Source organism: Bradyrhizobium sp. (assembly GCF_030697065.1).
Classification (GTDB): Bacteria; Pseudomonadota; Alphaproteobacteria; order Rhizobiales; family Xanthobacteraceae; genus Bradyrhizobium.
This window is the reverse complement of record NZ_JAUYQU010000049.1, coordinates 1-6,754: the sequence shown is the minus strand read 5'-3', so window position 1 is coordinate 6,754 and position 6,754 is coordinate 1. Positions and strand designations below refer to the sequence as shown.

Below are 6,754 nucleotides of genomic sequence, written 5' to 3'. Positions count from 1 at the left end.
GAATCCGAATTGCTCCGGATCGAGCTGCAGCTCCGCCTTGATCGGCACGCCGGCGAGGTTGACCACGATCTTGTCGGCGAAATTGATCAACATGAACAGGAACAGGAGAAACGTGATCTTCCAGGCACCTTTGAGCGTCGGTTGCGTGGTCATGGGGTCTCCCGAGTCCTGGTAACCTGCCTGTTGGTCGGCCTCGCCGGATGCTACAAGCGGGGCAAGCGGCAACGCAACCGGGCATTTTTGGCCGGATTATCGGGCGTAGCGCCCGACAACGCCTTCGCGGTCACGGCGCCGCCACGATTGAGACCGTGATCTCCCGTCCGAGCTTGGTATAATGGCCCGCAACCCCGAAGGGGTTTTCGGAAGAGGCAGCGCATCCGCTTGGCATGGCAACCGGCAACCCCATCGTGCTGAGCGTCAGGAACCTGACCAAGTCCTATCGTTCGGCCGGCGAGCAGGTCGCGGTGCTGCGCGGCGTGAACCTCGACATCGCCGCGGGCGAGCGCGTCGCACTCACCGGGGAATCCGGCAGCGGCAAGAGCACGCTGCTGCATCTGATCGCCGGGCTGGATGCGGCCGATGGCGGCGAGATCAAGCTTGCCGATGTGGCCGTCGCCGGGCTCAGCGATGCCGGCCGGGCGGAATTGCGCCGCGACCGGCTCGGCCTGGTGTTCCAGCAGTTCAATCTGATCCCGAGCCTGACCGTGGCAGACAATCTGGCATTCCAGTCCCGCATTGCCGGCCGTCACGACGCCGGCTGGCACGCCGAACTGGTGGAGCGTCTCGGGCTCGGCACGCTGTTGAAGCGCTATCCCGAACAGCTATCCGGCGGCCAGCAGCAGCGAGTGGCGATCGGTCGCGCGCTGGCGCCGAAACCGCTGCTGCTGCTCGCCGACGAGCCGACCGGCAATCTCGACGAGGCGACCGCCGACGAGGTGCTGGCGCTGACCCGCGATCTGGTGGCGCGCACCGGCTGCGGCTTCCTGATGGTGACGCACAGCGAGCGGCTCGCCGCCACGCTCGACCGCCGGATCCATCTCCATGCGGGATCGATCGCATGAAACGCGCGCTGTGGATTCTCGCGGTTCTGCTCAGCCACTGGCGGCGGCACCCGATGCAGCTCGCGACCCTGCTGATCGGCCTGATCTCCGCGACCGCGCTGTGGAGCGGCGTGCAGGCGCTGAACGCGCAGGCGCGCATCAGCTACGACCGCGCGGCCGCGACCTTCGGTGGCGCCCGCACCGCCATGCTGGTCGGCCGCGACGATGCGAACTTTCCGCAGGCGCTGTTCGTCGAACTGCGCCGCGCCGGCTGGAACGTATCGCCGGTGCTCGAGGGCCGCATCCAGATCGGCGGACGCGCGTTCCGGCTGATGGGCATCGAGCCGGTCACGATGCCGGGCGAGGTCGGCGACGCGCCGACGGTCGGTCGATCAGGCCTGCAATCCTTCGTCACGCCGCCCGGCGAAATGCTAGTGGCGCACGAAGTGCTGGCCGATCTCAATCTGCCGGAAGGCGCGCGGCCGATGAGCAGCGGCGGCACCTTGCTGCCGCCGCTGCGTGCGCAGCCGCAACTGGCGCCCGGGGTGCTGGTGGTCGATATCGGCATCGCCCAGCAACTGCTCAACATGCCGGACCAGGTCTCGCGGCTCCTGATCGGCAAGACAAAGGCCCCGCGCGCGGCGCTGGAAGCCGTCGCCGGCGACAGGCTGCGCCTGGTCGAGCCGGATGCGGAGAGCGATCTCGAGCGGCTCACCGACAGCTTTCACCTCAACCTGACGGCGTTCGGCCTGCTTTCCTTCGTGGTCGGATTGTTCATCGTCAATTCGGCGATCGGATTGGCCTTCGAGCAGCGGCGGCCGATGCTGCGCACCCTGCGCGCCTGCGGGGTGTCGGCGCGGATGCTGAACGTCGTGCTGGTGATCGAGCTGGTGGCGCTGGCGCTGGTCGCGGGAATGATCGGCCTGGTCTGCGGCTACGCCATCGCCGCCTTCCTGCTGCCCGATGTCGCGGCGTCGCTGCGCGGACTCTACGGCGCGCAGATCCCCGGGCAGTTGACGCTGCGGAGCGAATGGTGGATCGCCGGTCTCGCTATCAGTGTGCTTGGCGCGCTGGCGGCAGCCGCCGCCAGCCTGTTGAAGGCCGCCCGCCTTCCGGTGCTGGTGGCGGCACAGCCGCAGGCCTGGCAACAGGCGCAGCAGCGCTGGCTGGTATTGCAGAGCGCGGTCGCGCTCGCGGTGTTCGTCGCCGCCGGCGTGCTGCTGTGGTATGGCGACTCGGTGCTGTGGGTTTTTGCCGTGCTCGCCGCCCTGCTGCTGGCCGCAGCCCTTCTGCTGCCGGCGATCCTGGAACGGGTGCTGTCGCTCGGCCAGCATACCGCGCGCCGCCCGCTGGCGGTCTGGTTCTGGGCCGACAGCCGCCAGCAACTCTCCGGGCTGTCGCTGGCGCTGATGGCGCTGCTGCTCGCGCTCGCGGTCAATGTCGGGGTCGGCACCATGGTCGAAAGCTTCAGCCGGACCTTTGTCGGCTGGCTCGACGGACGATTGGCGGCGGATGTCTATGTCAGCGCCAAAGACGACGCGCAGGCGATGCAGATCAAGGCCTGGCTGCGCGGGCGTCCCGAAATCGAGGCAGTCCTGCCCGGCGGCCGCGCCGACGCGCAGTTTCGCGGCGCCCCGATCGAGGTTTTGGGCCTGCCCGATCACGCCACCTACAGCGAACACTGGCCCCTGCTGGAATCCACCGGCAACGCCTGGGTTCGGCTGCGGCCGGGCGATGCCACGCTCGTCAGCGAACAACTGGCCCGGCGCCTGAAGCTCGAGGTCGGCGACCGCATCGAGGTGCCGGCGCCCGGCGGCAACTGGCCGCTTGAAATCGTCGGCATCTATGCCGATTACGGCAACCCGAAGGGCCAGATCGCCGTCAACTACGCCGCGCTGACCCGGCGCTTTCCCGGCATCCCCGCCACCCGCTTTGGTCTGCGGGTCGCGCCATCGGAGATTCCGGCGCTGCTATCGGCCATGCAAGAAAAATTCGGCCTCGGCGACCGCAGCCTGGCGGATCAGGCCACCATGAAGGCGGAGTCGAAACGGATCTTCAACCGGACCTTTGCGGTGACCGCGGCGCTCAACACTTTTACGCTCGGAGTGGCCGGCATTGCGCTGCTGACCAGCCTTTTGACCCTGAGCAATTCCCGGTTGCCGCAGCTGGCGCCGCTGTGGGCGATCGGAATCACGCGGCGGCGGCTGGCCGCGATCGAGCTGGTCAAGACGCTGTCGGTGGCGCTGATCACGGCGCTGCTGGCGCTGCCGCTCGGCCTGCTGGTGGCGTGGTGCCTGATCGCGGTGGTGAACGTCAAGGCGTTCGGCTGGCGGCTGCCGTTTCACGTGTTCCCGCTGCAACTGCTCGAGCTGCTTGGCGTCGCGATGGCGGCATCGCTGCTCGCCGCATTGCTCCCGGTGATGAAACTGGCGCGGATGCAGCCGGCCAGCCTGATCAAGATTTTCGCCGATGAACGCTAGCAGTAAAATCTCGCGCCGCGCCTTCGCTGGGGGGCTTGCCCTGCTCGGGCTGGATCGCGGGGTCGCACGCGCGCAGGGTTTTGCCGGGCTCGGCGAGAACGCGGAGGGGTTCGCGGCCGTGGTGCCCGGCAGGACCTTTGCGTTCCCAGCCGATCACGGCCCGCATCCGGAATTCCGCATCGAGTGGTGGTATGTGACGGCGATACTGAAAGATCGCGCCGGTGCGTCCTATGGCGCGCAGTGGACGCTGTTTCGCCAGGCGACGCGGCCCGGCGCGCAGCAGCCGGGCTGGGCCAACCAGCAAATCTGGATGGGCCATGCCGCCGTGACATCGGCAGATACGCATCGCTATGGCGAAACCTTTGCCCGCGGCGGCGTCGGCCAGGCCGGCGTCGAAACAAAACCGTTTCACGCCTGGATCGATTCCTGGCAGATGCGCGGGCGCGAGGGCATGCGCGACGCCATGCTGGCCCCGCTCGACCTCACGGCGTCGGGCACCGATTTCGCTTTCGCGCTGCGGCTCGACGCCGACCGGCCGGTTGTGCTGCAGGGTGACGCGGGCTACAGCCGGAAATCGGAGCGCGGACAGGCCTCGTATTATTACAGCCAGCCGTTTTTCAAGGCTGGCGGAAGCATTACCATCGGCGACAAGCTAATCGAGGTCACCGGCCTGGCCTGGATGGACCGGGAGTGGAGCAGCCAGCCGCTAGGCCCGGACCAGACCGGATGGGACTGGTTCTCGCTGCATCTGAACTCCGGCGAAAAGCTGATGCTGTACCGGCTGCGGCAGCAGGACGGCCGCAACGATCTCATGGGCAACTGGATCGCAGCCGACGGCCGTTCCGTCGAAATTGCTTCCGCCGACAACAGCATCACGCCGACCGGGATGACCGACGTCGCCGGCCGCCAGGTCCCGACCGCCTGGCGCATCGCGATTCCCTCCCGCGGCCTTGCGATCGACACCACGCCGCTCAATGCCGCAAGCTGGATGGGTACCAGCTTTCCCTATTGGGAGGGCCCGATCGGCTTTGCCGGCAGCCATGCCGGATTTGGATATCTTGAAATGACGGGGTATTCGGCCGCTTGCGTCATTCCGTGATGCGCGAAGCGCGGACCCGGAAGCTCGAGATTCCGGGTTCGATGCTTCGCATCGCCCCGGAATGACGTTCGCAATTGAGAGGAATCCCCGCGATGTACCACCTCACCGCGCTCGTCACCTGCCTCGCCCTCGCATTCTATTTCTACCTGAGCATCGAGGTGTCGAAGGCCCGCGCCAGATTCGGCGTCAAGTTGCCGGCCATTTCGGGCCATCCCGATTTCGAGCGGGTATTTCGCGTGCATATGAACACGCTGGAATGGATGCCGATCTTCCTGCCCTCGCTCTGGCTGTTTGCGATCTACGTCAGCGATCCCTACGCCGCCATGCTCGGCCTCGTCTGGATCGGCGGGCGCGCGCTCTATCTGACGGGTTATTCGCAGGCCGCCGAAAAGCGCGGCCGGGGATTCGCCGTGCAGTTCGTCGCCGCCGCGATCCTGTGGGCCGGCGCGCTGGGCACGATCGTGTGGCGGCTCGTGCAGGGGTGAAGACGGCGCTGTCCCTCATCGCGAGGAGCATTTGCAACGAAGCCGGACAGACTTGCGCTACTTCGTCAGCGGGCAGCCTGAGTCTTTCGCCGAGGGAAACGACTTGTCGCCCGGCACCACGGCGAGCTGCTTGTAGTAGTCCCAGGGCTTCTTCGACTCCGACGGCTTCTTGACCTCGAACAGATAGAGGTCGTGCACCATGCGGCCATTTTCCAGCACCTTGCCGCCCTGCGCGAACTGGTCGTCGACCGGAAGCTCCTTCAGCTTCTTCGCGACGGCTTCGGTGTCCTTGGTGCCGGCGGCCTTGACCGCCTTGATATAGGCCAGCGTCGCCGAATAGGTGCCGGCCTGGATCATGTTCGGCATCCGGCCGGTGCGCTTGAAGAAGCGCTCGGCGAACTCGCGGCTTCTGTCGTCGCGATCCCAGTAATAGCCCTCGGTCAGCACCAGCCCCTGAGCCGCCTCCAGGCCGAGGCCGTGCACCTCGGCCAGCGTCAGCAACAATCCGGCCAGCTTCTGGCCGCTCCTGACGATGCCGAATTCGGCCGCCTGCTTGATCGAGTTGGTGGTGTCGAGGCCGGCATTGGCGAGCCCGATGATTTTCGCTTTCGAGCTTTGCGCCTGCAGCAGGAACGAGGAGAAGTCCGAGGAATTCAGGGGAATCCGGACCGCGCCCAATACCTTGCCGCCCTTGGCCCTGACGAAGTCGCCGGTATCCTTTTCCAGCGCGTAGCCAAAGGCGTAGTCGGCCGTCATGAAGAACCAGGTATCGCCGCCCGCATCCACCAGCGAACCGCCGGTGCCATAGGCCAGCGCATGGGTGTCGTAGGCCCAGTGAAAGCCCCAGGGATGGCAGGCGTCGCCGGTCAGGCGCGAGGTCGCGGCCCCCACCACGATGTCGATCTTCTTCATCTGCTTCGACAGATCGTGCACCGCGAGTGCGACCGATGATGTCGTCAGTTCGGTGATCATGTCCACGTTTTCGACTTCATACCAGCGCCGCGCGATGTTGACGCCGAGATCGGCCTTGTTCTGATGGTCGGCGGAGATGATCTCGATCTTGTGGCCGAGCACGCTGCCGCCGAAATCCTCGACCGCCATCCTGGCCGCCTCGAACGACCATTTGCCGCCGTAATCGGCATAGACGCCGGATTGATCGTTCAGGATGCCGATCTTGACGCCTTGCGCCGACGCCGGAGCCATCAGCAGCAGGCTGCCTGTCGCGAGGGCAGCGAACAACGATCGCAATCTCATTTTTGTCTCCCCGTTTTTCCGGCAGGATATTTCATAACCCCGCGGCTGCCCATCCGTTTCGAGCAGGCCAAAGTTTCGCGGGCCTCGACGCGAGGGATCGATGAACTCTGCTTTAGCCGGCAGGTTCGGTGCGCTTGAGCTGCCTGCCGTCGGCCAGATTACGGACGATCATGTAGAAGATCGGCGTGAAGGTTAGTCCGAACACCGTCACGCCGATCATGCCGAAGGCGCGACCTGATGGACGAGGCCACAGCCTGCGGCAAGGCGGTATCGATCCATGTCGAGAAATTCAATCCGGCGATCCGGCTGTACCGGCGGCTCGGATTCGAGACGGTGGAGGACAAGGGCGTCTACGATCTGATGCGCTGGTCCGCCACACTGGACCGAGCGCATACC

General features: G+C 66.0%; 5 protein-coding genes and 1 pseudogene. 4 read left to right on the top strand and 2 right to left on the bottom strand.

Annotated features, from left to right (window positions below; translation table 11 throughout):
* Window positions 1-153, bottom strand: a pseudogene (locus tag Q8R73_RS03500) (MFS transporter); the annotation flags it as partial.
* A gap of 233 nt (window positions 154-386) precedes the next feature.
* Between Q8R73_RS03500 and Q8R73_RS03495 the strand changes: the two are divergent.
* The 4 genes from Q8R73_RS03495 to Q8R73_RS03480 all read left to right on the top strand — a co-directional run bounded on the left by Q8R73_RS03495 (window position 387) and on the right by Q8R73_RS03480 (window position 5,104).
* Entirely contained in the window at window positions 387-1,061 is a 675-nt protein-coding gene (locus Q8R73_RS03495) for an ABC transporter ATP-binding protein (RefSeq protein ID WP_371126022.1), read from the top strand.
* On the top strand, window positions 1,058-3,520 hold the full coding sequence (locus Q8R73_RS03490) for an ABC transporter permease (protein ID WP_305718144.1): 2,463 nt from the start codon (window positions 1,058-1,060) through the stop codon (window positions 3,518-3,520). The genes Q8R73_RS03495 and Q8R73_RS03490 overlap by 4 nt, the downstream gene beginning before the upstream one ends.
* Complete coding sequence (locus Q8R73_RS03485) at window positions 3,510-4,619, top strand: lipocalin-like domain-containing protein (RefSeq protein ID WP_305718143.1); 1,110 nt, start codon at window positions 3,510-3,512, stop codon at window positions 4,617-4,619. The genes Q8R73_RS03490 and Q8R73_RS03485 overlap by 11 nt, the downstream gene beginning before the upstream one ends.
* A 92-nt stretch (window positions 4,620-4,711) precedes the next feature.
* Window positions 4,712-5,104 carry an MAPEG family protein gene (locus Q8R73_RS03480; RefSeq protein ID WP_305718142.1) on the top strand — a complete coding sequence of 131 codons (393 nt, stop codon included), beginning with the start codon at window positions 4,712-4,714 and terminating at the stop codon, window positions 5,102-5,104.
* A gap of 57 nt (window positions 5,105-5,161) precedes the next feature.
* On the opposite strand, the gene Q8R73_RS03475 is transcribed toward Q8R73_RS03480, so the two are convergent.
* Window positions 5,162-6,358, bottom strand: coding sequence for an ABC transporter substrate-binding protein (locus tag Q8R73_RS03475; protein ID WP_305718141.1), 1,197 nt, complete (start codon window positions 6,356-6,358; stop codon window positions 5,162-5,164).
* Between the last annotated feature and the right edge of the window lie 396 nt (window positions 6,359-6,754).

What these genes read in the sequence shown, in the direction of transcription:
- Q8R73_RS03490 (WP_305718144.1), top strand. Translation starts at nt 1,058, where the DNA reads ATGAAACGCGCGCTGTGGATTCTCGCGGTTCTGCTCAGCCACTGGCGG.
- Q8R73_RS03495 (WP_371126022.1), top strand. Translation starts at nt 387, where the DNA reads ATGGCAACCGGCAACCCCATCGTGCTGAGCGTCAGGAACCTGACCAAG.
- Q8R73_RS03475 (WP_305718141.1), bottom strand. Translation starts at nt 6,358, where the DNA reads ATGAGATTGCGATCGTTGTTCGCTGCCCTCGCGACAGGCAGCCTGCTG.
- Q8R73_RS03480 (WP_305718142.1), top strand. Translation starts at nt 4,712, where the DNA reads ATGTACCACCTCACCGCGCTCGTCACCTGCCTCGCCCTCGCATTCTAT.
- Q8R73_RS03485 (WP_305718143.1), top strand. Translation starts at nt 3,510, where the DNA reads ATGAACGCTAGCAGTAAAATCTCGCGCCGCGCCTTCGCTGGGGGGCTT.